Origin of the sequence: Bacillus hominis, from assembly GCF_018332515.1 — a bacterium.
Classification (GTDB): domain Bacteria; phylum Bacillota; class Bacilli; order Bacillales; family Bacillaceae_G; genus Bacillus_A; species Bacillus_A hominis.
Genome location: NZ_BOQD01000045.1, coordinates 14,465 through 39,358, shown reverse-complemented (window position 1 = coordinate 39,358; position 24,894 = coordinate 14,465). Strand labels below are relative to the sequence as shown.

At 35.6% G+C, this 24,894-nt stretch carries 27 protein-coding genes and 1 pseudogene; 17 read left to right on the top strand and 11 right to left on the bottom strand.

Going from position 1 to position 24,894, the window contains the following annotated elements; translation table 11 throughout:
- Positions 1-73 precede the first annotated feature (73 nt).
- Complete coding sequence (locus KI356_RS06595; RefSeq protein ID WP_212935088.1) at positions 74-1,513, top strand: amino acid permease; 1,440 nt, start codon at positions 74-76, stop codon at positions 1,511-1,513.
- A gap of 177 nt (positions 1,514-1,690) precedes the next feature.
- Positions 1,691-2,965: an acetylornithine deacetylase gene (locus KI356_RS06590; RefSeq protein ID WP_212935087.1), complete on the top strand. Its 1,275-nt coding sequence runs from the start codon at positions 1,691-1,693 to the stop codon at positions 2,963-2,965.
- Positions 2,966-3,073: 108 nt separating this feature from the next.
- Here KI356_RS06590 and KI356_RS06585 read toward each other — a convergent pair whose 3' ends face one another.
- Positions 3,074-3,727: a helix-turn-helix domain-containing protein gene (locus KI356_RS06585; protein ID WP_128282524.1), complete on the bottom strand. Its 654-nt coding sequence runs from the start codon at positions 3,725-3,727 to the stop codon at positions 3,074-3,076.
- A gap of 137 nt (positions 3,728-3,864) precedes the next feature.
- On the opposite strand from KI356_RS06585, the gene KI356_RS06580 reads away from it, so the two are divergent.
- Complete coding sequence (locus KI356_RS06580) at positions 3,865-4,476, top strand: manganese efflux pump (RefSeq protein ID WP_238486180.1); 612 nt, start codon at positions 3,865-3,867, stop codon at positions 4,474-4,476.
- Positions 4,477-4,638: 162 nt separating this feature from the next.
- Here KI356_RS06580 and KI356_RS06575 read toward each other — a convergent pair whose 3' ends face one another.
- Positions 4,639-4,983 (bottom strand): DUF3969 family protein, encoded by a 345-nt coding sequence (locus KI356_RS06575; RefSeq protein WP_016103267.1) that lies wholly within the window; start codon positions 4,981-4,983, stop codon positions 4,639-4,641.
- A 175-nt stretch (positions 4,984-5,158) separates the two neighbouring features.
- Entirely contained in the window at positions 5,159-6,088 is a 930-nt protein-coding gene (glsA, locus tag KI356_RS06570; protein ID WP_128282522.1) for a glutaminase A, read from the bottom strand.
- 323 nt (positions 6,089-6,411) lie between these two features.
- Between glsA and nagE the strand changes: the two genes are divergently transcribed.
- The 8 genes and pseudogenes from nagE to KI356_RS06530 all read left to right on the top strand — a co-directional run bounded on the left by nagE (position 6,412) and on the right by KI356_RS06530 (position 15,772).
- The gene (gene nagE, locus KI356_RS06565; protein ID WP_128282521.1) at positions 6,412-7,905 is read left to right on the top strand and encodes an N-acetylglucosamine-specific PTS transporter subunit IIBC; all 1,494 of its coding nucleotides are present in this window, start codon (positions 6,412-6,414) and stop codon (positions 7,903-7,905) included.
- A gap of 227 nt (positions 7,906-8,132) precedes the next feature.
- Positions 8,133-9,401 carry a serine hydrolase domain-containing protein gene (locus KI356_RS06560; protein WP_128282520.1) on the top strand — a complete coding sequence of 423 codons (1,269 nt, stop codon included), beginning with the start codon at positions 8,133-8,135 and terminating at the stop codon, positions 9,399-9,401.
- 330 nt (positions 9,402-9,731) lie between these two features.
- On the top strand, positions 9,732-10,133 hold the full coding sequence (locus tag KI356_RS06555; protein WP_212935085.1) for an LSm family protein: 402 nt from the start codon (positions 9,732-9,734) through the stop codon (positions 10,131-10,133).
- A 16-nt stretch (positions 10,134-10,149) separates the two neighbouring features.
- Positions 10,150-10,344, top strand: coding sequence for an LSm family protein (locus KI356_RS06550; RefSeq protein ID WP_212935084.1), 195 nt, complete (start codon positions 10,150-10,152; stop codon positions 10,342-10,344).
- Positions 10,325-10,498, top strand: a pseudogene (locus tag KI356_RS06545) (glycosyltransferase family 2 protein); the annotation flags it as partial. The gene KI356_RS06550 and the pseudogene KI356_RS06545, both read left to right, overlap by 20 nt.
- 533 nt (positions 10,499-11,031) lie before the next feature.
- Positions 11,032-13,281 (top strand): formate C-acetyltransferase, encoded by a 2,250-nt coding sequence (gene pflB, locus KI356_RS06540; protein WP_128282517.1) that lies wholly within the window; start codon positions 11,032-11,034, stop codon positions 13,279-13,281.
- Positions 13,282-13,350: 69 nt separating this feature from the next.
- The gene (gene pflA, locus KI356_RS06535; protein WP_212935083.1) at positions 13,351-14,082 is read left to right on the top strand and encodes a pyruvate formate-lyase-activating protein; all 732 of its coding nucleotides are present in this window, start codon (positions 13,351-13,353) and stop codon (positions 14,080-14,082) included.
- A gap of 523 nt (positions 14,083-14,605) precedes the next feature.
- Positions 14,606-15,772 (top strand): diglucosyl diacylglycerol synthase, encoded by a 1,167-nt coding sequence (locus tag KI356_RS06530; protein ID WP_212935082.1) that lies wholly within the window; start codon positions 14,606-14,608, stop codon positions 15,770-15,772.
- Positions 15,773-16,144: 372 nt separating this feature from the next.
- Here the strand turns inward: KI356_RS06530 and KI356_RS06525 are convergent, their stop codons facing one another.
- The 4 genes from KI356_RS06525 to KI356_RS06510 form a co-directional block, all read right to left on the bottom strand.
- Positions 16,145-16,264, bottom strand: a complete 120-nt coding sequence (locus KI356_RS06525; protein ID WP_000358484.1) for a YfhE family protein — start codon at positions 16,262-16,264, stop codon at positions 16,145-16,147.
- 110 nt (positions 16,265-16,374) lie between these two features.
- Entirely contained in the window at positions 16,375-16,932 is a 558-nt protein-coding gene (locus tag KI356_RS06520; RefSeq protein ID WP_002091129.1) for a GNAT family N-acetyltransferase, read from the bottom strand.
- 240 nt (positions 16,933-17,172) lie between these two features.
- A complete protein-coding gene (locus KI356_RS06515; protein ID WP_002115941.1) occupies positions 17,173-18,303 on the bottom strand; it encodes an amidohydrolase in 1,131 nt (376 codons plus the stop codon).
- A gap of 141 nt (positions 18,304-18,444) precedes the next feature.
- Positions 18,445-19,350, bottom strand: coding sequence for a TIGR01777 family oxidoreductase (locus tag KI356_RS06510; protein WP_212935081.1), 906 nt, complete (start codon positions 19,348-19,350; stop codon positions 18,445-18,447).
- A gap of 81 nt (positions 19,351-19,431) precedes the next feature.
- On the opposite strand from KI356_RS06510, the gene recX reads away from it, so the two are divergent.
- Entirely contained in the window at positions 19,432-20,244 is an 813-nt protein-coding gene (gene recX / locus KI356_RS06505; RefSeq protein WP_212935080.1) for a recombination regulator RecX, read from the top strand.
- 10 nt (positions 20,245-20,254) lie between these two features.
- Positions 20,255-20,572: a YfhH family protein gene (locus KI356_RS06500; RefSeq protein WP_128282512.1), complete on the top strand. Its 318-nt coding sequence runs from the start codon at positions 20,255-20,257 to the stop codon at positions 20,570-20,572.
- A gap of 64 nt (positions 20,573-20,636) precedes the next feature.
- Here the strand turns inward: KI356_RS06500 and KI356_RS06495 are convergent, their stop codons facing one another.
- The gene (locus tag KI356_RS06495) at positions 20,637-20,789 is read right to left on the bottom strand and encodes a YpzG family protein (protein WP_002010325.1); all 153 of its coding nucleotides are present in this window, start codon (positions 20,787-20,789) and stop codon (positions 20,637-20,639) included.
- Positions 20,790-20,832: 43 nt separating this feature from the next.
- On the bottom strand, positions 20,833-20,991 hold the full coding sequence (locus KI356_RS06490) for a small, acid-soluble spore protein K (protein ID WP_000517891.1): 159 nt from the start codon (positions 20,989-20,991) through the stop codon (positions 20,833-20,835).
- A gap of 122 nt (positions 20,992-21,113) precedes the next feature.
- Here KI356_RS06490 and KI356_RS06485 point away from each other — a divergent pair, with 122 nt between their 5' ends.
- The gene (locus KI356_RS06485; RefSeq protein WP_002115948.1) at positions 21,114-21,380 is read left to right on the top strand and encodes a YfhJ family protein; all 267 of its coding nucleotides are present in this window, start codon (positions 21,114-21,116) and stop codon (positions 21,378-21,380) included.
- Between the two features lie 24 nt (positions 21,381-21,404).
- On the opposite strand, the gene KI356_RS06480 is transcribed toward KI356_RS06485, so the two are convergent.
- On the bottom strand, positions 21,405-22,385 hold the full coding sequence (locus KI356_RS06480; RefSeq protein WP_212935079.1) for a metal-dependent hydrolase: 981 nt from the start codon (positions 22,383-22,385) through the stop codon (positions 21,405-21,407).
- A gap of 150 nt (positions 22,386-22,535) precedes the next feature.
- On the opposite strand from KI356_RS06480, the gene mutY reads away from it, so the two are divergent.
- The gene (gene mutY / locus KI356_RS06475) at positions 22,536-23,633 is read left to right on the top strand and encodes an A/G-specific adenine glycosylase (protein ID WP_212935078.1); all 1,098 of its coding nucleotides are present in this window, start codon (positions 22,536-22,538) and stop codon (positions 23,631-23,633) included.
- 236 nt (positions 23,634-23,869) lie between these two features.
- On the opposite strand, the gene yfhS is transcribed toward mutY, so the two are convergent.
- Positions 23,870-24,046: a mother cell protein YfhS gene (yfhS, locus tag KI356_RS06470; protein ID WP_164881594.1), complete on the bottom strand. Its 177-nt coding sequence runs from the start codon at positions 24,044-24,046 to the stop codon at positions 23,870-23,872.
- Positions 24,047-24,170: 124 nt separating this feature from the next.
- On the opposite strand from yfhS, the gene KI356_RS06465 reads away from it, so the two are divergent.
- Together KI356_RS06465 and KI356_RS06460 are read left to right on the top strand one after the other, a co-directional pair.
- Positions 24,171-24,452, top strand: a complete 282-nt coding sequence (locus KI356_RS06465) for a gamma-type small acid-soluble spore protein (RefSeq protein ID WP_128282509.1) — start codon at positions 24,171-24,173, stop codon at positions 24,450-24,452.
- Between the two features lie 183 nt (positions 24,453-24,635).
- On the top strand, positions 24,636-24,884 hold the full coding sequence (locus KI356_RS06460) for a YgaB family protein (RefSeq protein ID WP_128282507.1): 249 nt from the start codon (positions 24,636-24,638) through the stop codon (positions 24,882-24,884).
- Positions 24,885-24,894: the final 10 nt, after the last annotated feature.

Sequence of the window (24,894 nt, the reverse complement as noted above, 5' to 3'; positions counted from 1 at the left end):
ATCGTTATTTTTTACTACAAAAATAAAAACGCTTACATTAAATGGGTTTACAAAGTGAAAAGGGGGGATTTATATGATGGATCAAAACCAAGGATTAAAAAGAGAATTGAAAAGCAGGCACATATTTATGATTGCACTCGGAGGGGTTATTGGTACAGGACTTTTTTTAGGTTCTAGTTATACAATTCATGAAGCTGGACCTGGAGGGGCAATTTTAGCGTATCTTGTCGGAGGATTTGTTATGTATTTAACGATGCTCTGTCTAGGAGAGTTAGCGGTTGCGATGCCAGATGCAGGATCTTATCAAACATATGCTACAAAGCACATTTCTCCTGCAGCGGGTTATGTAGTCGGATGGATGTCCTGGTTAAACTGGTCCGCTACGATAGGTATTGAATTAATTGCAGTTAGTATTTTAATGAAACGCTGGTTTCCAGACGTACCATCATGGATTTGGTGTGTAGTATTTGCGGCGTTACTTTTTGCTATTAATGCATTATCTTCAAAAAGTTTTGCGGAGGTTGAATTTTGGTTTGCAAGTATTAAAGTAATTACAATCATTGCATTTATTATTTTGGGCGGGGCAGCAATGTTTGGCTTCCTAGATATGAAAGGAAATGAACCAGCACCGATGTTTTCTAGCTTTACTGATTATGGTGGATTGTTCCCAAATGGATTATCAGCCATTTTAATTACGATGATTGCAGTTAATTTTTCCTTCCAAGGAACAGAACTAGTTGGTATTGCAGCTGGTGAGAGCGAAAATCCAGAGAAAACTATTCCGAAGGCAATTAATAATACAGTTTGGCGCATACTTATTTTCTTTGTACTGTCTATTTTTATTCTTGCTGGACTATTTCCTTGGCAGCAAGCAGGCGTGATAGAAAGCCCATTCGTAGTCGTATTTGATAAAATTGGTATTCCTTATGCGGCTGATATTATAAATTTCGTTATTATTACAGCGGTACTATCAGTTGCAAATTCAGGATTATATGCAACTTCCCGTATGCTATGGTCCATGTCTAATCAAGGAATGATTAGTCCGATTTTTGGTAAGCTATCTAAAAACGGTGTTCCTATTTATGCGTTGATTGTAAGCACAATTGTCGGGTGTCTCTCATTACTATCAGGTATTTATGCGGAAGATACAGTTTATTTATGGCTTCTTTCAATTGCAGGGTTCGGAGCAATATTAGTTTGGGCATCTATTGCTCTTTCTAATTTATTGGCTAGAAGGACATATTTGAAGCAGGGCGGGGATATTAAGGACTTAAAATTTAAAACACCATTGTATCCATATGTTCCACTTCTTGCGTTAGTATTAAATTTAACAGTAATTGTTGGCATGGCTTTTATTCCGGAACAAAGAATGGCATTGTATTGTGGTATTCCATTTATGATTGTTTGTTTACTGTTTTACCGTGCTACAAGAAATAAGGGAAGTAAAGTAGAACGTATTGAAAAGACAAATACAGCAGAAGTAGAAAGTTTACCCAGCATTAACGGGCAGTAAAACTCCCACTTCAAAATCCGGTTGGTTCAACTAATCATCATTGGGGGATGAACCCCCCAATGATGATAGTTTCACTTTATAATATTGATTAATTTGGAGACTGTAAAATTGTAAACAGTCTCTTTTTTTGTGAAAATAAAGCTGGAAACATACTACGTATGTAAAGGGGAATTAGTAATGAATCAAGAAGTTTCGCGGCTATTAGAACAGATTGACTTACGAAAAGATGAGCTACTAGAACTTACAAAAGCATTAATTTGTTTTGAAACACCAGCACCACCAGCGAGAAATACCAATGAAGCGCAAGAATTTGTTGCAGAGTTTCTAAAAAAACGAAATTTTAGTATTGATAAATGGGATGTATATCCGAATGATCCGAATGTTGTTGGAGTCAAAAAAGGAGTAGAAAGTGAGTCCTACAAAAGTTTAATTATTAATGGCCATATGGATGTAGCTGAAGTATCGGTAGATGAGGTGTGGGAAACAAATCCGTTTGAGCCGTTTATAAAAGACGGTTGGTTAGTTGGGAGAGGCGCGGCAGATATGAAAGGTGGACTAGCTGGAGCGTTATTTGCTATTCAGCTTTTACAAGAAGCTGGCATTGAATTACCAGGAGATTTAATATTTCAATCGGTAATTGGGGAAGAAGTTGGGGAAGCTGGTACACTTCAATGTTGCAAAAGAGGTTATGATGCTGATTTTGCGGTAGTAGTGGATACGAGTGATTTACATATGCAAGGACAGGGCGGCGTAATTACTGGATGGATTACTGTGAAAAGCCCGCAAACGTTTCATGATGCAACACGTAGACAAATGATCCATGCTGGAGGACGTTTATTTGGAGCGAGTGCTATTGAGAAAATGATGAAAATTGTTCAAAGTTTACAGGAGTTAGAGCGTCATTGGGCAGTCATGAAAACATATGAAGGCTATCCATCTGGAACAACAACAATTAATCCTGCTGTCATTGAAGGCGGACGTCATGCAGCATTTATTGCGGATGAGTGCCGTTTATGGATAACAGTACACTTCTATCCGAATGAAACACATGAACAAATAATAGAAGAAATAGAAGAGTATTTAGGAAAAGTGGCAGCAGCAGATCCATGGTTAAGCGAGAACCCACCACAATTTAAGTGGGGCGGAGAATCAATGATTGTTGATCGAGGTGAGATTTTTCCTTCTTTAGAAGTAGATAGTAATCATACAGCTATTCAGAAGCTAAGTTCTGTACATGAATCTATATTACAGAAAGTCGCAACTTTAGATATGTCTGCTACAGTAACTGATGGTGGCTGGTTTAGTGAGTTTAACATTCCAGCTGTTATTTACGGACCAGGTACATTAGAAGAAGCTCATTCAATAAATGAGAAAGTTGAAGTTGAACAGTTAATTGAATTTACAAAAGTAATAACAGCGTTCATATATGAATGGTGTCATACGAAAAAATAAGAAAATAGTTTGATTTTTGAATCGTGCGAGTAAGTATGCTTGTACGATTTTTTTGTAACTATTTCAGAGGTGGATAAATTCAATATCTGAAATAGCTTGTTATGCTTTTTATGTTCTTCGTTTGACTTTAATTAATTTCTCTTTAGCTAATTCAACGGCAATTGCATCGTCTAAATAGCCAATCGGAAAAAGATAATCGGGGATAATGTCTGTTGATAAAATGAAATATAGTAAGGCACCCCCAATAATTGCACGTTCTTCGTTTGAAATGGTTTCTGTACAAAATTGTTGGTACATACTTGTTAATTGTTCAATGAAAGGGCCGGCACTATCAATTTGTTCTAGTTTACTTTTGAAACTCTCGTGAATACGTTTTTCGCCTTCAGTAGTTTGAGCATAGCGCTCGTAATTTTCAAGTTCTTGTTTCACACGAGTTGTTGTGTACTCGAAGTCGAATAGGTTAGAGGATTGTAATGTTTGCTGAATTGTATCGAGAGATGTGTACATATCTGCTTTTTCCTTATTTATGTGTGGAGAGTCAGGGTACATTTCATCAAGTAATAATTGCGGTGGAACTTGTAGACATTTTGCGAATTTTTGTAAATGGTTTTGCTTCGGTTGTTGTTTGCCATTAATTATTCTTGAAATTGTTGCGGGATCAATGTTTGTCAGTGTTCCTAGTTGGCGCATAGATAGAGCGCGCTCCTTTAACAGTTTCTTTATTAATTTACCGAGCCGCTCATTTGGATTTTCATTGGGCATAATGTAGGCACTCCTTTTCTGTTGTCTATCGTTGAAAAAATGTTGAGCATTTATTACAAGTATATGAAACAGACAGGCACAGTTGCTCAACATTTTCATAATATACATTGAAAAGTGAGAAAAGGGGTGACTGTACGATGAGTACGGCAAGTTTATTTTCAATTTTTTTAATCGGAATTGCGTCTAATTTAGATAATGCAGGTGTTGGGATTGCGTATGGTATTCGTAAAATTCGAATTTCATGGTTTAATAATTTTACTATCGCATTTTTTGGATTTTTATTTACTTTACTAGCTGGATTTTTTGGAAATTGGATTGCATTATATATTTCGGAGTTTACAGCAAACCTTGTTGGGGCAATTGTTTTAGGGATAATCGGGGTGTTTATTTTATGTCAGCCTTTCTTGAGTCAAAAAGACACCTTAGGATCTAAAGATGGTAGTGTACTTATGGGGGTTTTGCGTGATCCAGAAAAAGCAGATTTTGATGGTTCTAAAACAATTAGTTTTTCTGAAGCAATTGTATTAGGAGTTGCATTATCCATAAATAATATTGCAGGTGGATTTGATGCTGGAGTAACAAATTTAAATCTTTGGCTTACGGCATGTATTTCTGGGGCGTTTAGTTTTATTTGTATTAGTGGTTTTGCGTATGTTGGTAAAAGATTTTTAGCTGAATACTTAGGGAAATGGGCAACTATAATTGCAGGTGTGTTATTAATTCTTATTGGAATTGATCAATTGTTGTAAGAAGGATAGAGAAAACAGTATTCGAGTATTTCCTTGGAAATACACTAAGAAATTGCATATATCGACGTGAAATCTTTTCAAGGTAATGAAAGTTTGTAAGTGTTATCCGAATTTTTGAGTGTAAAAGGTTTAAAAAAGTAAAAGCACCTGTATAGGTGCTTTTTAGCGTATATCTTCAATTAGTTGTGCACATTCTTCATCATGCATACTGTACTCACTTAAAACTTGAATACAAAGCCATTTCAGTTCTTCAATACTATGCTCAAGTTCTTCGGGAAGTACATGGTAAATGTCTTCAAGTCCCATTCCGAAATGAATAAGTTCTAGTACTTGATCATCGATGTTCCGATCCATTAATAGTTCAAGCACTTCTAAATTGAATATGTATCGGTGAGCTTCATCGAGTGAAACAACTTTTAGTTTCAAACTTTCTACAATACTCAATATGAAAAGAAGGATTGTTTTTTCGAGAACAGGTTGTTTCTCCATTTGAAATATGAGTTTCATCTTTTACACCTCCACATAAAGCGCTAGGTTGTACTATATTATTCAGGAGGGGGGAGCAAATATGCATAATAAAGAGAACTTTCACTACTGTTTTTTTGAATTGTGTTGATGCCTAGTAGAACGAATTTTTTTGTAAAATAAAAAATCCTGCCAATATAGCAGGATAACTTCTAAATTAAAACATACTCCAACCTTCTTGGGCAGAAAGTAATTCAAGAATTTTAAAACCAGCGATACTATTTCCGTTTGCATCTAAAGCTGGTCCGAAAATCCCGATTCCCATTTCGCCTTTTACGCAGCCGAAAATGCCGCCCGCTACACCACTTTTTGCAGGGATTCCAACACGAATTGCAAATTCACCAGATTCATTATACATCCCGCAAGTAACCATAAATGTTTTACAAATTTTCGTAATATGTTTAGGGATGATCTGTTTCTTTTTATATGGATCATATCCATCCATTGCAAAAATTAAGCCAATACGTGCTAAATCGATACAGTTTACTTCAACTGCACATTGACGAGTGTATAAATCCATAAGCTCTTCAATATCACAATCGATAATTCCGTTTTGTTTCATATAATAACAAAGGGAACGGTTTAAGTAAGCAGTCTCTAACTCTGAATTAGCAACTTTAGAAGAATAATTAATAGTAGGATTATCTGTTATTTCACGTACAAAATGAAGTATATGCTCCATTTTTTCTTCGTTATCTTTTCCTGCTAACATGCTTGTAATTGCTAGTGCTCCTGCATTAATCATTGGATTAAGAGGTTTGGAAGGACTTGTAGTTTCTAACTTAATAATAGAATTGAAAGGGTCACCAGTTGGCTCCATTCCAACTTTAGAAAATACATATTCTTCACCACGATCTAAAAGTGCAAGTGCAAGTGTAATTACTTTGGAAATACTTTGAAGAGTAAATAGTGTTTGTGAGTTGCCAGCATGGATATATTCTGTTTCTTTATGGAAAATGGCAATCCCTAAATCATCTGGATCTGCATTTCCTAGTTCGGGGATATAAGTAGCAAGTTTTCCTTTTTTCGTATATGGTTTTACTTGTTCTAACAACTGCTGTAAGTTGTTTGTTTCAATGCACTGCATAGTACCAACGCTCCTATTTCGAATTAACTAAGTTTACTTTTCCCGATATGCTCGGAAATAAATAATAACATGAAAAAGTGGAATGATAAAACGAAAGTTATTTGTGCTATAATAGGTTTTTTTGTCTGTATATTGTGTAGTTAGCAAGGAAAAATTTCCTTTTATATAACAGTTTGGAAATAGAAATTTTATCCATAAAAAGTTCGGAAATAAAAACTACACATCTATACAACTATATGTTATTATGGTTATGTAATAGAAAGCGTTTTCTAAAGCGTACTTATAATGATAACGATTTCATAAATTTGATAGGGGGAATTAAAATGTTGCAGTTTTTACAACGTATTGGTAAAGCGTTAATGCTTCCAATCGCAGTACTACCAGCAGCAGGATTATTGCTTCGTTTAGGACAAGAAGATGTATTTAATATTCCTGTTATGGCACAGGCCGGTGCAGCAATTTTTGATAATTTAGCACTTATTTTTGCAATTGGTGTTGCAATCGGTTTGTCTATTGATGGTAGTGGAGCAGCAGGACTTGCTGGGGCAATCGGATATCTTGTTTTACAAAATACAACGAACGCTCTAAGTAAGGCATATTCAGCAGCAGAGCTGAATGATAAATTAAAAAGTGTTCAGGATTTAGTCGGTTCAGCAGATCCAACTAAATTAGCAGATACAATGACAAAAGTTTCAAAAGCAGCGGCGTTAACGCCAAAAATAAATATGGCCATACTTGGTGGTATTATTGCTGGGGTTGTTGCCGGATTACTATATAACAAATTCCATAAGATCAAATTACCAGAATGGTTAGGTTTCTTTGCGGGGAAACGTTTCGTACCAATCATTACTTCTATTGTAATGCTTCTTTTAGGATTAGTATTTGGTCAAATTTGGCCAACAATTCAAAGTGGTATTGATGCGGTAGCACACGGCATCGTGAACTTAGGTTCAGTTGGTGCTGGTTTATTCGGATTATTAAACCGTTTATTAATTCCAATCGGTTTACACCATGTAATGAACACATACTTCTGGTTTGTACTTGGTGACTTTACAAACGCAGCTGGTGATATCGTTCATGGTGATATCGCACGCTTCTTTGCAAAAGATCCATCAGCAGGTATGTTTATGACTGGTTTCTTCCCAATTATGATGTTCGGTTTACCAGCAGCATGTTTCGCAATGATTGCAGCTGCTAAACCAGAAAAACGTAAAATGGTTACAGGTATGTTAGGTGGTCTAGCATTAACTTCATTCTTAACTGGTATTACAGAACCGATTGAATTCTCATTCATGTTCTTATCTCCAGTACTATATGGTATTCATGCTGTATTAACTGGTCTTTCTTTATTCATTACAACAACACTTGGCATTCATGATGGTTTCTCATTTAGTGCCGGTGCAATCGATTACGTTTTAAACTTTGGTATTGCAACAAAACCAGTATTGCTAGCGGGAATAGGTTTAATTTACGCAGCAATTTACTTTGGAGTATTCTACTTCTTAATTAAGAAGTTCGACTTGAAAACTCCTGGTCGTGAAGATGACGATGAGTTAGCTGAAGAGGGTGATGCACCAGTTGCAGGTTCAATTGGTGAAACTTACGTAGCAGCTTTAGGTGGAAAAGAAAACTTAACAGTTATTGATAACTGTGCAACACGTCTACGCCTACAAGTGAAAGATGCTGGTCAAGTAAATGAAGCGGCATTAAAGCGTGCTGGTGCAAAAGGTGTTATGAAATTAAGTAACACAAGTGTACAAGTTATCGTAGGTACAAATGTTGAATCTGTTGCCGATGATATGAAAAAACACGTATAAATAATTAGATAAGAGGGTATCCCAAAAGATTGATAACATCAGTTTTTTAGGGGATATCCTCTTTTTTTATGTTAAAAATTTAACGGGAATCTTACTTTTGTAAATTTTCTTTTTCTTTTTTGTACATATAGGTTGGTTATATGTTCAGTGCGTGATAAAGTAGTGATGATATAGAATGGAGTATCTATAATCTACTAAAATAAATCTTTAGTAGAGGAAGTAAATTATTGGTGAGTAAGGGGAAAAAGGCAATCATGGATCAGGAAAAAAATAATGCGAATGGGAAAGCACGTCGGCCGATTGTATACATAAAAAGAACAATCATTCTCGTCTTACTATTTTCAATTGTATATTTCATGTATACAAAAATTGTTGCGCATAATAAGAAAGAAGAAACTTTAAAAGCGGCAGCAGAAATGAAGAAACAAGAAGAGCTAAAAATGGAAGAAGAAAAAAAGAAACAAGAAGCACAAAAACAAAAAGAGCTGGAAGAACAAGTGAAGCAAGCGCAAGTTGCAGAGCAGCCTGCTGAAGGACCACCTCAAGAAATTAATGAAAACGCTCAATTGGATCAATATTTACAGAGCGCAGGATTTAGTGGGACAGCTGTTATTGTGAAGAACGGGAAAGTTCTTTTGAATAAAGGGTACGGTATGGCGAATAAAGAGAAGCAAGTACCGAATAATTCAGAGACGACTTTTTATATTGGCTCTATTTCAAAGGCGTTTGTAGCGACCGCTATTATGCAATTAAAAGATCAAAATAAGTTACAAGTAGAGGATACGGTTGCAAAGTATATTCCAGATTTTCCTCAAGGTAATAGCATTCAGCTAAAACATCTATTAACACATACATCAGGGATTCCAGAATATGAGCAAGGAACAGAGGACATTTCTCATGAAGAATTGATAAAACGAATAGGAAACCAAAAGCGTGTTGCAGGTCCAGGAGAGAAATGGAAGTATTCAGATTCGAACTACTCTATACTTGCTTACATTGCCGAGAAGGTAAGTGGACAACCGCTCGAAGAATATATTAAACAACATATTTTTGCTACTGCGGGTATGAAACATTCTGGTTTTGGTAAAGCGTTAGAACAAACAAGGTTTCCATCGACAGGTTATAAAATAGTGAATAACAATATGACAACACCTAATATTCCAAGTATGTCACAACTATATGGTTGTGGTGATATATATACAAGTGCACATGATTTATATTTATTTAATGAAGCACTCTTTTCTGGAAAGTTAATTTCAAAAGAGAGTTATGATCAAATGTTTACAGCTGTGAAAAAGGATTACGGATTTGGCTGGTACGTGGATCCAGGCAGTTATTCAAATCATGGTGTAATGCCAGGTTGGAATTGCTTAAATGGATTTAGTAAAAATGGTGGTGTGTATGTTGTTTTATTATCTAACATTCAAAACAACATTAAATCATTTGGTAAAGTGAATAACGACATTTATACGATGTTACGAAATATTGAAGTGTAAGAGACTATCCCTTTTGGATAGTCTTTTTTGTATTGAGAACGTATATATAATGTGGCAATAAAATAAGTGAGAAAAGGAAGGTGAGTATACATAAGTATCATGCGCGTAATGCGAAACGAATTTTTTTATTACAGTGCAGCTGCCATTATTACAATTAAATATATAAAAAAGATAGGTGGGACACCATCTATCTTTTTTATGTGATTAGAAAATATTGTTTCTTTGAAAAATGTATGTCTTACCTATCACAAAAAAAGCCTGCTTTGTATACATTAAGATGTATGGATGTAAATTTATATACTGTAATATTAATAGGAGGAGAAGAAGCATATGTATCTGTTCAGAAAATATTGGTATAAATTATCTGAATTGTTCAATAGACAATTAGGTTATTTTTTAGATGACAAGTTACTGCCTGCCGTGGAACGACTTTTATTTTCACAAAACTTCGCGAGATTTATTCAAAGAAATTCTAAGCAAGTTACGGAAGAGTTTATTGAATCAAATCAATTTCAATCAATTATTTGTAACATTCTAAAAGAATGTAATACGTCACCTTTTAAAGAAATTGCAAAGCAGTATTTAGGTAAAAACGTGGAGATTACTGTGACAGTTGGACAGTTAACAGGTGTTATTGTAGCAGTTGGTGACGATTTCTTAACACTGCAAGAAGGAATAGGAACAGAAGTTTTATTACCATTTACAAGTATTATATCAATTAAAGAAGCGTAAGAAAGGAGACTTATATATGTTATTTACTGATGAATTGCGTAACCATGTTGGTGAACTAGTGCAAGTTGTGACAGCTGTTGAAATTGTTGCGGGCATTCTTTTATCTGTGACGGATGGGGCAGTAACCGTTCGTACATCTCCTTCTTATGGATCACCGGAAGATGTAGTTGTGCGTACTCCTATTATTGCTTATGTTCGCTTGGAAGGGTAAGCGTGATACAAGTATGAGAATATCAGTTGTTATTCCAGCGCATAATGAAGCAAGTACTTTATCACAAGTTTTAGTAGAAGTGGAGAAGCTCGAGCCTTATGAAATTATTGTAGTAGATAATGGATCAACAGATGGAACGAAGGAAGTCGTGGTGGATTCCATGATGGAAATAGAAAAAGGGATGTTTTATCCGGCTTTAACGGGCAGTAAGACTCCCACCTCAAAATTCGGCTGGAGCAAGAAGTTAGGTGGAAGCCCTGCTGCTCGTAAACGCTCGATTGGTGAAGGCTAATAATCAGTGGAGAATGAACAAAACTCCCATTGATTATTAGCCTTCACTTTATAGGGTAACAAAAAAAGTGTACAACATATGTACACTTTTTTGTTCTGTTATAAAAACTATAACAGATTAGGAAATAAGAGTGTTACAGCTCTACAATGGGTATCATTCTTATATTACAAAATAGGACTCGTATATAAGGGGACCCAAAAAATACAATTAAGAAAAGGGTTAATTTTCAAGACTTTTAAATTAAGTTAATACTATGCATATAGTAGTTTGCTCAACGTTTCACAAACATGTCACAACTATTTCGTTCACTTTCGCAAAAAAGTAGTATTCTAAGTGTGTAAGCTGTTATATAAAAAATCTTAGTCCTGTACTAATCAAAAATGGAGGAGATTAGGATGACTCAAGTATTAGAAAATGTTAAAAACGCATGGGAAAACTTTAAAGGTGAAAAATGGAAAGCAGAGATTGATGTTCGCGATTTCATTTTAAATAATGTAAACGTTTTTGAAGGAGACGAATCTTTCTTAGCGGAAGCAACTGAAGCAACGAAACAACTTTGGGATCAAGTAATGGATTTAACAACGAAAGAACGTGAAAACGGTGGCGTTCTTGATATGGATACAAAAATTGTTTCTTCTATTACATCACATGAACCAGGATATTTAAATAAAGATATTGAAAAAGTAGTCGGTTTCCAAACAGATAAACCATTTAAACGTTCTTTACAACCATATGGTGGTATTCGTATGGCGGAACAAGCTTGTGAATCTTATGGATACGAAATGGATAAAGAACTTAGTAAGATTTTCAGAGACTGGCGTAAAACTCATAACCAAGGTGTATTTGATGCATATACACCAGAAATGAAAGCGGCTCGTAAATCAGGTGTTATTACTGGTCTTCCAGATGCATATGGACGTGGACGTATTATTGGTGATTATCGCCGCGTAGCGTTATATGGTATAGATCATTTAATTGAAGCGAAAAAAGCTGATTTTAATTTAACTGGTGGTGTAATGAGCGAAGAGACAATGCGTTTACGCGAAGAATTATCTGAGCAAATGCGTGCCCTTCAAGAGTTAAAACAAATGGCTGCTTCTCATGGCTTCGATATTTCTAAGCCAGCAACAAATACGCAAGAAGCATTCCAATGGTTATATTTCGCATATCTAGCTGCAATTAAAGAGCAAAACGGGGCAGCAATGAGTCTTGGACGCACATCTACATTCTTAGATGTTTACATTGAAAGAGATTTAGCAAATGGTACTTTAACAGAAGAAGAAGCACAAGAAATTGTTGACCATTTCATTATGAAATTACGTCTTGTGAAATTTGCAAGAACACCTGATTACAATGAACTATTCTCTGGAGATCCAACTTGGGTAACTGAATCTATCGGTGGTATGGCGTTAGACGGTCGTCCGTTAGTAACAAAAAACTCATTCCGTTTCTTGCATACATTAGATAATTTAGGACCAGCACCAGAACCAAACTTAACAGTTCTTTGGTCTAAACAATTACCGCAAAACTTTAAAAACTATTGTGCGAAAATGTCTATTAAAACATCAGCAATTCAATACGAAAATGATGACATTATGCGTCCTGACTACGGTGATGACTACGGTATTGCTTGTTGTGTATCTGCAATGAGAATTGGTAAACAAATGCAGTTCTTCGGAGCACGTGCAAACTTAGCGAAAGCATTACTATATGCGGTTAACGGTGGTAAAGATGAAAAATCAAAAGCACAAGTTGGTCCTGAGTACGCACCAATTACTTCTGAAGTATTAGATTATGAAGAAGTTATGCGCAAATTCGATATGACAATGGAATGGTTAGCGGGTCTATACTTAAACACATTAAATGTTATCCACTACATGCACGATAAATATAGCTACGAACGTATTGAAATGGCACTTCATGATACAAATGTTCTTCGTACAATGGCAACAGGTATCGCTGGATTGTCTGTAGTAGCAGACTCATTAAGTGCGATTAAATACGCAAAAGTAAAACCGATTCGTGATGAGAATGGTATTGCCGTGGACTTTGAAATCGAAGGAGATTTCCCTAAATACGGTAACAATGATGATCGTGTAGATGAAATCGCAGTAAATCTTGTGAAAACATTTATGAACAAGATTCGCAAACATAAAACATACCGTAATTCTGTTCATACAATGTCAATCTTAACAATCACATCTAACGTTGTATATGGTAAGAAAACTGGTAACACTCCAGATGGACGTCGTACTGGAGAACCATTTGCACCGGGTGCAAACCCAATGCATGGCCGTGATACAAAAGGTGCATTAGCGTCATTATTATCTGTAGCTAAATTACCATATGAAGATGCACAAGATGGTATTTCAAATACATTCTCTATTATTCCAAAAGCACTTGGTAAAGAAGATGATGTACAAGTACGCAACTTAGTATCTATGCTTGATGGATATGCAATAAAAGAAGGACACCACTTAAATATTAACGTATTTAACCGTGAAACATTAATGGATGCAATGGAGCACCCTGAAAAATATCCACAATTAACAATTCGTGTATCTGGTTACGCTGTTAACTTTATTAAATTAACTCGTGAACAACAAATTGATGTAATTAACCGTACAATGCATGAAAGCATGTAAGTGAAAAAAGTGTCCCTCCGCTTTTAATATATAGCGGAGGGAGGCTGTTTCAATAAAGGAGGAAGTAACATGGTAAAAGGAAGAATACATTCTGTAGAGTCTTGTGGTACTGTTGATGGCCCAGGTATTCGTTATGTCATATTTACACAAGGGTGTTTATTACGTTGTCAATATTGTCATAATGCTGATACATGGGAGATCGGTAAAGGTAAAGAAATAACAGTTGAAGAAGTGATGCAGGATGTGACATGTTACCTTCCATTTATTGAAGCTTCTGGAGGCGGTATAACAGTTAGCGGTGGAGAGCCACTATTACAGCTAGACTTCTTAATTGATTTGTTTAAAAAGTGCAAAGAAGCTGGTATCCATACAACAATCGATTCTTCTGGCGGTTGTTATTCTGAGGAACCAGAATTCCAAAATAAGCTAGATATTTTAATGGAGTATACAGATTTAGTTTTATTGGATTTGAAGCATATCGATTCCAAAAAGCATCGTAAATTAACAGGAAAACCAAATGAACATATTTTACAATTTGCTCGTTATTTATCGGATAAAAATAAACCGATTTGGGTACGACACGTATTGGTTCCCGGTGTTACCGATGGTGAAGAGGATCTACAAAAATTATCAAGCTTTATTCAAAGTCTATCTAATGTTAAGAAGGTAGAAGTGTTGCCATATCATAAACTCGGTGTTTATAAATGGGAGGCACTTGGACATAAGTATCCACTTGCGGATGTGAATCCACCGACAGAAGAAAATGTTGAGCATGCGAAACATATTTTAAAAGCAGTCTAATCCAAATATTGGATTAGACTTTTTGTTTCTTTATCCCGCTATTTGCCGGACAGTAAAACTCCCACCTCAAAATTCAGCTGGAGCAAAGAAGTTAGGTGGAAGCCCTGCTGCCCATAAACCCTACTGATTATTAGCCTTCACTTTATAATAAAATCTAGAGTATATATTCAGAACAGAGTATACTGAAGAGAGAATATCCATATTTTTGTAAAGAATCAGCGGAGAAATTTACATAATTGTAAAGGGAAATCAAAATAGTAAAAAGAATTAAGAAGTAAAAGGGTGAGTATCATGGAATATAGAACATTTGTAAGTTATTGCGAAAGCTCTTATAGGAAAGTATAATGTAAAGATATGAGCACAGATAGGATTAAGGGGTCAATCTTATATGCTTTGCATATCCACGACAGGTACATAGCTAACAGGGGAATATTGGAATCCGAGTATGTAATGTTTAAGGAAAATGTTTTTCCTATTGTCGTATATGCAATATGGAGAAACAAAAAGCTAGGAGTGGATTTGTTTGATAAAAAACCCCAAGGTTTTAATATTAACTGCACATTACGGTAACGGTCATGTGCAAGTAGCGAAAACATTAGAACAAACCTTTCGTCAAAAAGGAATCAAAGATGTAATTGTATGCGACTTGTTTGGAGAATCCCATCCAGTTATAACCGATATTACAAAATATTTATATTTAAAAAGCTATACGGTAGGAAAAGAATTATATCGTTTGTTTTATTATGGTGTAGAGAAAATTTATGATAAAAAAATAGCATCTTGGTATGCGAATTTTGGGAGAAAGCGTTTGAAGGCGCTATTACAGGTGGAGAAACCGGATATTGTTATTAATACCTTTCCAATCATCGCTGTACCAGAATTAAAAAAGCAAATAGGTATTTCTATTCCTGTTTATAACGTATTAACGGATTTTTGCGTGCATAAAATATGGATCCATCGAGAAGTAGATCGTTATTTTGTAGCAACCGATCATGTGAAAAAAGTGATGGTTGATATCGGTGTACCTGCAGAGCAAATTGTTGAAACAGGGATTCCGATTCGTAGCAGTTTTGAGGTAAAGATAAATCCAGCAATTATATATAATAAATATCAGTTATGTAAGGATAAAAAGATTTTACTAATTGTAGCAGGTGCTCATGGTGTGCTAGGGAGTGTAAAAGAGCTATGCCAGTCATTTATGTCAGTACCAAACTTACAAGTAGTTGTCGTTTGTGGGAAAAACGAAGCTTTAAAGCAGGATTTAATGGGACTACAGGAACAAAGTTCTGATGCTTTAAAAGTATTTGGTTATGTTGAAAACATTGATGAGTTGTTCCGTGTTACTTCCTGTATGATTACGAAGCCAGGTGGTATTACATTAAGCGAAGCAGCAGCATTACAAGTACCTGTCATTTTATATAAACCTGTCCCAGGACAAGAAAATGAAAATGCGTTGTATTTTGAAAAAAAAGGGGCGGCAGTTGTAATTCGTGATGATAGTGAAGTTTTTGCAAAAACAGAGGCGTTATTGCAAGATGATATGAAGCTTCTTCAAATGAAAGAAGCAATGAAAAGTATTTATCGTCCTGAGCCAGCTGGTCATATTGTGGATACAATTTTGGCAGAAAATCATGCAGAGCCGAATCATATACCTATTAAATCACCAGCTCTTGCCGAATCTTTTACTTAATATGAAACCCCTCTTTTAAACTTTTAAAGAGGGTTTTTTATTATTTTAACAAAAATAAACGAGGGTTATTAACTTATCCACAAAAAATTACGCTTTCATTAGACAGTAAAGTCGGAATATTAACAACTATATCCACATTGTCCACAATTTTTAGAAAATTATCCACAATTCTCACATTTAGAATTCATTTTAATAAATGAATTCGTAAAATACTTTTGGAATTTATGCACAATTCTACGGTTTTTGTGGATAAAGTTGTCCACAAAAAAGGTTCCTTATTTATAAGGAACCTTTTTTGCAAATCCATTGGAAAGTCTTATGTAATGAAACTGAATAATTAGGGGGGAAACCTTCTAATTATTCAGTTTCACTTTAAATGCTTTTTGAGCGATAGCCCGCTGCACGATCTGCTTTTCGAAATTCTCGTTGATAGAGAACTTCTTGTGTACTAGATAATGTATTTTTTGCTTTATCACGTTTCTTTTTATCCATTACAAATCACCTCGTGTCCTAAAGTCACTATCTATCGTTTCCAAAGACATGGGGTGATATACATATATGTCAAACTAGCATTGATTAATTATCATTTCTGAATTTTTAGATTACGCTTCTTTTAATTGGTGTGCTTCTTGGAATGTTGTATCTCGCATTGTTGCAAGTGTATATTGATCTTTTGGAATTTCATATAAATTATATACTTCTTCATGCGCGTTAATTTCATCATAAACGGCTTTTCTTGTTTCATTTGCTAGATTTACATATTGTAGTTTTTCGGCAGCTTTAATAGACCGGATATTTATTTTACGAATACGCATAAAGATCGTTTCAATATCTAATTCGTAGAAAAGTTCACTAAAAAATGAATCTTTCGCTAATTTATTATATCCTTTACCATGATAGGGTTTGCCAAGCCAGGTTCCGAGGAATCCGGCTTTTTCTTGCACATCAAATAAAGTAATTGTACCGATAGGGTTACCCCATTCATCTAAAATTGTGCGTGAGATTAATTCTCCACGCTCTTCGGCTTCAATTGTTTGTTTCGTTAAAAATAAATATTCTTCATAAGAATAAGCCTTTTGACGCACAAAAGGGAAGACAGCAGGATCCACCATTAACTCGTATAGAACGTGGCTGTCGTGTAAGTCGCGTTTTTTCAACACACTAACTCCTCCTCACACGAGGGTAGCATGACGAAAAAACACCCACCCTCGAAATTTTTATATCAATCTTTAAAAAATTTCGGGGTGGGAATCGAACCCACTAGAACCAGTTTATAACGCTGGTGGCGCACCATTTGCCTTCCCCATTCATCAATTTGAAAATGAGAATCACGACACAAATTGATTATGGTTTCATTCAGTTTATAATCGTATAATACTTTATCTAGTCAAAAAAATAAACTAGTTTTTTTTATTTTTTTTGTAAATTATTTTTCCGTCAATCATGGTGAGTACAGGCTTGGCTAAATAATGGAAAGGATGGTGAGTCCATAACACGAGATCAGCATCTTTTCCAACTTCAATGCTTCCAATTCTATCCTCTAAACGTAAATTTCGCGCTGGAAATATAGTGATTCCTTCCAATGCAGTTTTCTCGTCTAATCCTTCCCTTACTGCGACAGCAGCACAAATATTTAAATATTGAATTGGTGTATAAGGGTGATCTGTTGTTATAGAAACTTCCACTCCATTCTTCGATAATATATGGTAAGTATCCCATGTTTTATTTTTTAGTTCGATTTTAGAACGGCGTGTAAGAGTGGGACCAACTGAAACCTTCAAATTGTGTTTCGAAAGCTCTTCAACAATAAAGTGTCCTTCTGTACAATGCTCAATACGTAAATCAAGATTGAATTCTGTTGCAAAGCGTAAAGCAGAACTAATATCGTCAGCACGGTGAGCGTGAATACGTACCGGTATTTCGCGGCGTAGTGCTTTTAGAATAGGAAGCATTCGAAAATCTGCTTCATGCCCGTAGTGCTGTGCATCATAGAATGATTCACGAAGTAAGCCCATAATTCCCATACGTGTTATTGATTCTTTTGTACCGTTGCTATGGACCTTTTTAGGGTTTTCTCCAAAGGCAATTTTTAAACCAGCAGGTTCCTGAATAATCATATGATCAATACAAGTTCCAGCAGTTTTTATTACACAAGTAGTACCGCCGATAATATTTTGGCTTCCGGGCATAACGTGAACAGTCGTAACCCCATTTTGTACAGCGTCTTGAAATGCAATATCAAAAGGATGGATCCCGTCTAAAGAACGGATATGTGGTGTTGAGACTTCAGATGTTTCATTTGCATCATTACCAGCCCAACCAGTGCCTTCATCATAGAGACCAAGGTGAGTATGGACATCAATAAATCCAGGTAAGAGATGAAGGGCTCGCGCATCTATAACGGTCATATCTTGAGTAGGCTGAATAGAAGGTTTGACCTCAGCAATTCGTTCTCCTATAACAAGTACATCCCCTTGAAATTTTTGAGATGTAATAGGATATACAATGGCTTGTTTGAGCAATATTTTCATAGGTACCTCATTTCTGTTACTTTGAAATGCTAATGTTAAGACAAAGCAACTGGAAGGTTATTCGTATAGCGATGCTCCGAATCCTAGAAAATGAAAATTTTGGAGAGGATAAACTCCCCGTAAAACTGTATTTTAGAAGTACTACATTGTATGCGAAAGTATATTTTGTAATGCATGGTTTACTGTCGGAAATGTGTATTGATACCCATGTTCAATCGCCTTAATAGGTAATACATGTTGCCCTTCTAGTACAAGGATACTCATCTCACCCAATAAAGTGTGAAGCATAAATGAAGGGACAGGTAACCAATGAGGTTTTCTCATTATAGTTGCAATGGTTTCTCCAAATTCCTTCATTCTTATAGGTAGGGGGGCTGTAATATTAAGAGGGCCATCAATTTCTTCTTTGTGTATGATGAAATCAATCATGCGAACGACATCGTCTATATGAATCCATGATAACCATTGGTTTCCAGATCCAATTGTACCTCCGATATAGAATTTATAGGGAAGTAGCATTTTGGGAAGAGCTCCTCCGTCTGCACCTAATACGACTCCAAATCTTGAGTAGATTGTTCTTATTCCAAGAGAACGTGCTTTAGATGCTTCTTGCTCCCATAAAAATACTGTTTCTGCTAAAAAGTCATTTCCGGGAGTTTCTTGTTGCTCGGTAAAAGACTCTGTTTCAGATGTTCCATAGTATCCAATAGCGCTTGCGTTAATAAATGTGTGTGGTTTTGTTGCGAGTGCTTGTAATTGTTTAATGAGTCCTCTTGTTGTTTGAATCCTACTGTTTAAAATTGTTTCTTTTTGTTTCTTTGTCCATCTACTATTAATAGACTCTCCAGCTAGATTAATAACTACATCGATAGAGGGGAGGGGGAAGGTCTGTAAATCCGGTGTCCATTGTACGTATTGAAGGTTAGTGGGCGAAGTTTCAGCAGTTTTTTTTCGAGTAAGAATGTAAACAGTATATCCCTTTTGAATAAAAAAACTAGAAAGGTATTTGCCTATAAAGCCAGAGCCACCAGAAATTGCGATTTTCACAATCATTTCCTCCTCATTATATATATTCTTGAAAAATAAAAATGTTCCTCGACTATGTTAAAATAGTAGAGAGGTGAGAGTATGGCTGTCATTACAAAAATAGAAGTACAAAAACGATCGAAAGAACGATTTAATATTTATATTGATAAAGGTCAAGGTGAAGAGTACGGGTTTAGTGTGAATCAAGCAATCTTAATGAAACATGGGTTACAAAAAGGCTTAGAAATTGATGAAGTAGCGTTAGGGAATATTTTGTACAATGAAGAGGTACAAAAAGCATATTTACAAGCAATTTCCTATTTATCCTATCAAATGAGAACAAAACAAGAAATAGAAGATTTCTTACGAAAAAAAGAAGTGGGACAGGCCATCATCTCTGAAGTCGTTTCGAAATTATTACATGATCGATATATTAATGATAAAGAGTACGCTATTTCATACGTGCGAACGCAAAGTAATGTGAATCAAAAAGGTCCAACTGTTATTAGGAGAGGGCTATTAAGTAAAGGTGTTCAGGATTTAATCATTACACATAGTTTACAAGAGTATCCAAAGGAGAAGCAAATTGAGAATGCTTTATTTCTTGTAGAAAAGAAAAAAAAATCTTATCAAAAGCATTCATTTTTACAAATGAAACAAAAATTAGAAGAAATGCTTGTTCGTAAAGGGTATTCTAGAGAGATAATTCAAATTTGTCTGGAAGAATTGAAAGACGAAAAAGATGACGAACAGCAACAAGAAGCGTTACACTATCATGGGAATAAATATTATGAGAAATATAAGAAGTATGATGGTTGGACATTCGAAAATAAGGTGAAGCAAGCGTTATATCGAAAAGGATTCTCTATTGATGAGATAGATATATTTTTACAAATGAAACGTGAAGAGGGATGAGGGAAATAAGATGAATATGCCAAAACGCTACAGTGAAATGACACCACATGAGCTTCGAGCAGAAATTGGAAATTTAAAGGAGCAAGCAGTAAAGGCTGAGCAACTCGGAATCGTAAATGAATTTGATGTATTAATGAGAAAAATAGCTATGGCTCGTGCTTATATGATTGATATAAACAAATTCCATATTGGTGAGATATATGAATTAGTAGAAGAACCTGGTGTGGTATTTAAAATTACGTATTTCAATGGGGTATTTGCTTGGGGACATAAGCAAAATGATAATGAAGAAATTGGAATACCAATTTCCTTGCTACAGGAAAAATAAAAACCAGAGAGTCAATCTCTCTCTGGTTTTCATCTTTGGTAGGCGTTAAAGGAGATAGGAGATTCTAAAATTGGCGTTTTTTACATTCGTTTGCCAGTATAATGAGAGACTGGGTTTGTTGCGTCTGTCCATTAACTTGCGCTTTCGCATGTTTTGGACGAGTCCACGTATGGTTAAATAATTCAGAACGACGATCTAAATGGTCACGGTAGCTCATCTTTATCACCTCGTGTAGGAAGTTAATTTAGTTTGTTACTGTACTACTCTTCCTGCTGATTTGCAGCACGCATACGTTCTTGTGGGTGCGTGTTAATGGTGCCGTTAGGTCTTTTCGAAGCAAAGCGTGATTTCGCTTTCGGTTGACCATCGATTTTGCTGTTATTTTTCGACTCAGACCAAAATTCGGCTTGTTTACCCATTGCGAACGCCCTCCTCATCATCAGTTGATACCTCTTTAAGAAGTATCACTTATAGAATGTGCAAAATAGAAGAAACTATCCTTTAGAAATTAAAGGATAAATAGGTAAAAGGAGAATAGAACATGAATGATATGTTTGAAACATTAACGAAAGAATTATTAGATAAGAATGACCACCTTTCTTACGCACAAGCTCGTGCATGGGTTGAATTACTGTGGGAAGACTTCCAAACAACTTATGCTAAATCAGGTCGTTATCAAGGTGAGGAAATGACTGAACAAGTGGTACGAACATGGATTAATAATCATGGAGGGCGCCTTCATGAAATGCGTACAAATAATCCGAAGTATAGCCATTTAATCAATCAAGAAGATCATTTGAAACATTAAAAAAAGCGACTTAGGTCGCTTTTTTTAATGGGGAAGCAATTCCAGTTTTTTTCGAAGTTTTTCTTCACTGAAAATCCATCCTGTATATGAACTAATAATATTAAAATTTTGATCGAGCTGAACGATTGCGACGAATGGATAATAATCTTTACTTCGATACCGTAAATCAATAAACCGAACTTCATAATAGTTATCATAATCGAAAATATCCCAGCGATATACAGGCGAGAAAGATAAGAAAGCAGATATATTTTCATCTCGCACAGCAGCTTGCATAATGGCGGTATTCGGGAACGGTACGCGATTAAATTTATCGTATACAAGGATGTTACCGCGGTGCCATCTTGCGACGTAGTAATGTTCAGTTGTAACGATGGCTAAATGATAATGATAAAATTTGTAAGAAGGAGAGATAATTATTTTCTCTACATTTTTGAAACGTTTGTATACTACACTTTTAATATTTCGATGCATCATAATACGACCGATGTAGTAAACAAACATTAATATATACGCTGCTAAAGCAGTATAGCCTTTATGTGCTCCGACAAGCATACAGGCAATAGCGAGTATATGGATAAAGAAAATGACAGTATCAAACGTATTAATTATACCGAGCGCTACCCATTTTTTTGTGAAGGGCCTTAATGCCTGTGTACCATAGGCATTGAAAATATCCACAAAGACATGAAGAAAGACGGCAATAAATGACCAAAGTAGTAGATGCAGATATGGAGCGTCTGAAAAGAAGGCGAAAGAGATGCCACTTATAAGGAGTGACCAAAGAATCACTGCAGGAATGGAATGAGTAATCCCGCGATGATTTCTTATATATTTAGCGTTATTACGCAATTTTAAAACTGTATCGATGTCAGGAATATTGGAACCGGCAATTGTTGCAAGCATCACTGCTTGTGGCCCAATATCACTTTGTGCTATAGCTGGATCTAATGTTGCCAAACTTCCTAGAGTAACGCCCATAACAAGGTGAGTGGCTGTGTCCATAGAAATCCACCTCCGTTTTTTATTAATGTAACTCTTTTTATTCGATACCTCAAGTCCTTTGCCTTCTATTTCCTATGTCATCTTACTTAAATTTTTTCCTAAAATCTTTATAATAGTACGTATATGCAAAAAAAATGAGGGGGATCAAGTTTGACACTTGAAATATTAAATGAATTTAACATAGAACAGTTTCAAAATGATTTAATTGGTTGGTTTGAAAAAGAACAACGTGATTTACCGTGGCGAAAAAATAAAGATCCATACCGTGTTTGGGTTTCGGAAATTATGTTACAGCAAACAAGGGTAGAGGCTGTAAAACCATATTACGCAAATTTTATGGGGAAGTTTCCTACGCTTGAAGCGCTAGCAACTGCTGATGATGAAGAAGTATTAAAAGCATGGGAAGGCTTAGGTTATTATTCTAGAGCACGAAATTTACATGCTGCAGTAAAAGAGGTAAAAGAAGTATACGGCGGGACAGTACCGAACGATGTAAAGAAAATTGAAAAATTAAAAGGAGTGGGACCATATACAAAAGGTGCCATTTTAAGCATTGCATATGGCATACCAGAGCCAGCGGTTGATGGAAATGTTATGCGCGTATTATCTCGTATTTTATCAGTGTGGGATGATATTGCAAAACCGAAGACGAGAAAAGTTTTTGAAGAGATTGTGCGTGAAATTATTTCGAAAGAAAATCCATCTTATTTTAACCAAGGTTTGATGGAATTAGGGGCATTAATTTGTATTCCGAAAAATCCATCTTGTTTACTTTGTCCTGTACGTGAACATTGCAGAGGCTATGCTGAGGGTGTCCAAAAAGAACTACCAGTGAAGAGTAAAGCGAAAGCACCTACAATGGTACCGCTCGTTGCAGGAGTACTTCAAACTGAAGATGGCCGTTACGTAATTAATAAACGCCCAAGTACGGGATTACTGGCTAATATGTGGGAGTTCCCGAATATTGAACTCGGTGAAGGTATTCGTAATCAGAAACAACAACTTACGGATTATATGAAGGAGAGCTTTGATCTCTCTGTTTCAATTGATGAATACGCGATGAATGTACAGCATACTTTTACACATCGTACTTGGGATATATTCATATTTTACGGAAAAGTAACAGGTAATATTGTCGAAACAGATACATTGAAATTTGTATCGAAAAAAGCGTTTGAACAGTTACCTTTCTCGAAATCACACCGTACAATTTACGAAAAGTGTGTTGAGAAAATTACAATGCAATAAAGTGAAACTTTAATCAGTGGGGTTTTCTTCATCCCCCACTAATTATTAGTCTTCACCAATCGAGCTTTTACGGGCAGCCCGACCTCTACCTAACTTCTTTGCTTTCGCTGCATTTTGAGGTGGGGGTCTTACTGCCCGGCGAATAGCGGGATAAATGATAAAAAACGTGTTCTAGAATTTTAGAACACGTTTTTTATTGGAGAAAATTTGTATTTTGAGGCTGAAAATGCATGCTTTTATAATCCGCCCCGTGACTCAATTTCTTTCACAATTTCTTTATATATCGTTTGTCCCTCTACATTTAGATAAGGCATGATTTGCTGGAATGAATGATGAAAGTGAGCTAATTCATCTTCTTTCCATTCACTTTTTGAAATCATCGTTAGTGCAGTCATATCACGGCCATTGTACATATTTCCACCTCCATCATCTGTAGTTTGAATGAGTAATAAGAGATATATGCGGAATTTTTTAAAAGAAAATTACGGATAACTATTAGGTGAATTGGTTACATTATTGATTGTGGAGGTGAGAAAGATGAGTAAAAAACAACAAGGTTATAATAAGGCAACTTCTGGTGCTAGCATTCAAAGTACAAATGCTAGCTATGGTACAGAGTTTGCAACTGAAACGAATGTACAAGCAGTAAAACAAGCAAACGCACAATCAGAGGCACAGAAAGCACAAGCTTCTAGTGCTCAAAGTGCAAATGCTAGTTATGGCACAGAGTTTGCAACTGAAACAGATGTGCATGCAGTGAAAAAACAAAATGCACAATCAGCTGCAAAACAATCACAATCTTCTAGCTCAAATCAGTAATGAAGGAAAAACACTTCTCCGTTCGAGAGAAGTGTTTTCTTTGTGTGTGTCACTGTAATGAAAATAAAAGGAACGACATAACTTCTAATAAGTCAACAAATGTAGTCAAAGGAGAAAGAAGTTCACGATTAGAAATATGTAATAGGAATTATAACTGGCGAATGAATCAAAAGGGGGTAAGTGATGAACGATTTTGATAAGTTGGTAGGAGAGCAGTTGGAAACAATGGATGAGCTTTTAAAGTTACAATCACATTTAGAGAAGTATCAGCAAATTGAAATGAGTGGAAGGGATACGTACGATAAAAAAGAATTGCATTTTATCCGTCAAGAAATATACAGAACAGAAATAGCATTAAAACTTTTGCATGAAAAATTTGAGCAGCAAACGAGTAATGTGATTCAATCTTTTGAAACCGAAAAAATAATTTAAAATTAAAGGT